The sequence below is a fragment of the Streptomyces anandii JCM 4720 genome (assembly GCF_014650655.1).
Lineage (GTDB): Bacteria > Actinomycetota > Actinomycetes > Streptomycetales > Streptomycetaceae > Streptomyces > Streptomyces anandii.
On record NZ_BMVJ01000042.1, the window covers coordinates 17,919 to 21,404 of the forward strand.

At 75.1% G+C, this 3,486-nt stretch carries 1 protein-coding gene; it reads right to left on the bottom strand.

Going from position 1 to position 3,486, the window contains the following annotated elements; translation table 11 throughout:
• The coding region (locus IE249_RS34775; RefSeq protein WP_229859982.1) for a type I polyketide synthase at positions 1-3,486 on the bottom strand (3,486 nt) is incomplete at both ends.

The window sequence follows — 3,486 nt, forward strand, 5'->3', positions numbered from 1 at the left end:
TCGCCTCCCAGGAGGTCTCCAGGAGCAGCCGCTGCTGCGGGTCCATGGCGAGGGCCTCGCGCGGCGAGATCCCGAAGAACGCCGGGTCGAACTCGGCCGCGTCGTGCAGGAACCCGCCCTCGCGGGCGTACGAGGTGCCCTGGTGGTCGGGGTCGGGGTGGTAGAGGGCGTCCAGGTCCCAGCCGCGGTCGCCGGGGAAGGCGGAGATGCCGTCCGTGCCGGCGGCCAGCATCCGCCACAGGTCCTCGGGGCTGCGCACACCGCCGGGGTAGCGGCAGCTCATCGCGACGATCGCGACGGGTTCGTCGTGGCCGGCCGCGGCCACCGGCGCGGGCACGACGGCGGCGGTGCCCGTGTCACCGCCGGTCAGCTCGGTGCGCAAATGGCGGGCGAGGACGGTCGGATCGGGGTGGTCGAAGATCAGGGTGGCGGGCAGGCGCAGCCCGGTCGCCGCCGCGAGCCGGTTGCGCAGTTCCACGGCGGTGAGCGAGTCGAAGCCGAGTTCCTTGAACGCCCGGCCCGACTCCACGGCCTGCGGCCCGGCGTGCCCCAGTACGGCCGCGACCTGCGCGCGCACCAGTCCGAGCAGGGTCCGCTCCTGCTCCTGGGCTCCGAGTCCGGCGAGCCGCCGCGTGAGCTCCGACTCGTCGCCGGTGGCCCCGGCCGCGGTCTCGGCCGCCCGGCGCACGGGGGTGCGGACCAGTCCGCGCAGCACCGGCGCGAGGGTGCCGGCGGCCGCCTGGACGCGCAGGGCCGACGCGTCGACGCGCATCGGGACCAGCGCCGGTTCGCCGAGGGAACGGGCGGCGTCGAACAGGGCCCGCCCCTCCTCCGCCGTCAGCGGCGGCAGACCCGCGCGCCGCATCCGCGCCACGTCGGCGTCGTCCAGGCCGCCCGCCATGCCGTCCGCCACCGCCCACAGACCCCACGCCAGCGAGGTGGCGGGCAGGCCCAGGGCCGCGCGGTGCTGGGCGAGCGCGTCGAGGAAGGCGTTGGCGGCGGCGTAGTTGCCCTGCCCCGGACCGCCGAACACCCCGGACGACGACGAGAAGAGTACGAACGCGGCGAGGTCCAGCTCCCGGGTCAGCTCGTGCAGATGCAGTGCCGCGTACGCCTTCGGGCGCAGCACTCCCTCCAGCCGCTCCTCGGTCAGCGAGCCGATCACGCCGTCGTCGAGCACACCGGCCGTGTGCACGACCGCGGTCAGCGGATGCTCTTCGGGTACGGCCGCGAGCACCCCCGCCAGCGCGTCCCGGTCGGCCACGTCGCAGGCGGCCCAGGTGACGTCCGCGCCCAACGTGCCGAGCTCGGCGGTGAGTTCGGCCGCGCCGTCGGCGCCGCCACCGCGCCGCCCGAGCAGCAGCAGGTGCCGTACGCCGTGCTCGGCCACGAGGTGACGTGCCATCAGCTTGCCGAGCGAGCCCGAGCCGCCAGTGATCAGTACGGTGCCGTCCGGGTCGTACGCCCGCGTCTCAGCCGAGTCCGCGACGGCCGCGCGGGCCAGCCTCAGGACCCGTACGGTACCCCGGCGCACCGCCAGTTGAGGCTCGCCGCACTCCAGCGCGGCCGGCACGGCACGGCGTGAGGCCTCGTCCTCGTCCAGGTCGAGCAGGACGAAACGGTCCGGGTTCTCGCTCTGCGCGGACCGGATCAGGCCCCACAGGGCGGCGTGCGCCGGATCGTCCACCGGTTCTCCGGGCGCGGCCGCCACCGCGCCCCGCGTGACGAAGACCAGACGGGACCCGGCGAACCGCTCGTCCGCCAGCCACGCCCGGGCAATCGCCAGCGCCTGCCCTGCGGCCCGGCGCACACCGTCCACGGTGGGCACACCCGGTTCACCGTCCGCCGGGCAGGTCAGCAGGACCACGTCCGGCACCTGCGCGCCGGCCTCCACGGCCGCCGTCAGGGCATCGAGGTCCGGGTACGCGTCCGTGTTCGGGTACGCGCCCGGCTCCGCGTACGTGTCCGGGCCCAGCACCGCCCACCGGAGACCGGTCTCCGCCACCGTTCCCGCACTCGGCGCGGGCGCGGGCACGGTCGCGGTCGCGGTCGCGGGCAGTTCGGTCCAGTCCTGGCGGAACAGCGCCTCGTGATACGCGCTGCGGGCCTGCCGGAACCCCTCCTCGGCGACCGGGCGCAGACCCAGCGCCTCGACGGCCGCGACGGGCGCGCCCGTGACGTCCGCGATCTCCAGCCGTACCGCCTCGGCGCCCGCCTCGACGAGCCGGACGCGCAGCGCGGTCGCGCCGGCGGCGTGCAGGGACACCCCGGTCCACGTAAAGGGCATCCTGCCCCTGCCGTCGGAGGCGCCCAGCCCTTCGATGCCGATGGCGTGCAGGGCGGCGTCGAGCAGCGCGGGGTGCAGCCCGAACCGGGATGCCTCGCCCTCGGCGTCGCCCGCCAGGCTCACCTCGGCGAAGACCTCGCCGTCGCGCCGCCAGGCCTTGCGCAGCCCCTGGAAGACGGGCCCGTAGTCGAAGCCGATGGCGCCGAGCTGTCCGTAGCGGCCCTCGACGTCCACCTCCGTGGCGCCCTCGGGCGGCCAGACGCTCAGGTCGAAGGAGGCCGCCGGGCGACCGCCCGAGGCCAGCACGCCACCGGCGTGCCGGATCCATGGCTCCTCGGCGGGCGCGTCCTCGGCCCGCGAGTACAGGGCGAGCGCGCGGCGCCCCGCGCTGTCGGCGGTGCCGACCGTCATGCGCAGCTGCGTGCCGCCCCGCTCGGGCAGCACCAGCGGCGCCTCGAGGGTCAGCTCTTCGAGGTAGTCGCAGCCGACCTGGTCGCCCGCGTGCAGCGCCAGCTCCACGAACGCCGTGCCCGGCAGCAGCACCGAACCGGCGATGGCGTGGTCCGCCAGCCACGGATGGCTGTGCAGCGACAGCCGTCCGGTGAGCAACACGTCGTTGGAGTGGGGTAGTTCGGCGACCGCGCCCAGCAGCGGATGCCCGGTCTCCTCCAACCCGACCGCGGCCGCGTCCCCGGCGAGGAAGGCGACCGCCTTGGGCCAGTAGCGCTGGTGCTGGAAGGCGTAGGTGGGCAGGTCGACGCGGCGGGCGCCGGTACCGGCGTAGTACGCCTGCCAGTCGACCGCGATGCCACGGCTGTGGGCGTGGGCCAGGGCGGTGGCGAGGGTCTCGGGCTCGGGACGGTCCTTGCGGAGGAGGGGCAGGAAGGCGGTGGCACTGCTTGTGACGGACTCCTGGGCGAGCGCGGAGAGGACGCCGTCCGGCCCGAGTTCGAGGTACGTGGTGACGTTCGCCGCCTCCAACGCCTTCACACCGTCGTGGAAACGGACGGCCTCACGGACGTGACGGACCCAGAAGCCGGGGCTGGTGATCTCCTCGGCGGATGCGATGGCACCCGTGAGGTTGGAGACGATGGGGATGCGCGGAGCCTCGTAGGACAGGCCCTCGGCCACCTCGCGGAAGGCGTCCAGCATGCCGTCCATGTGCGGGGAGTGGAAGGCATGGCTCACCGTCAGGCGAT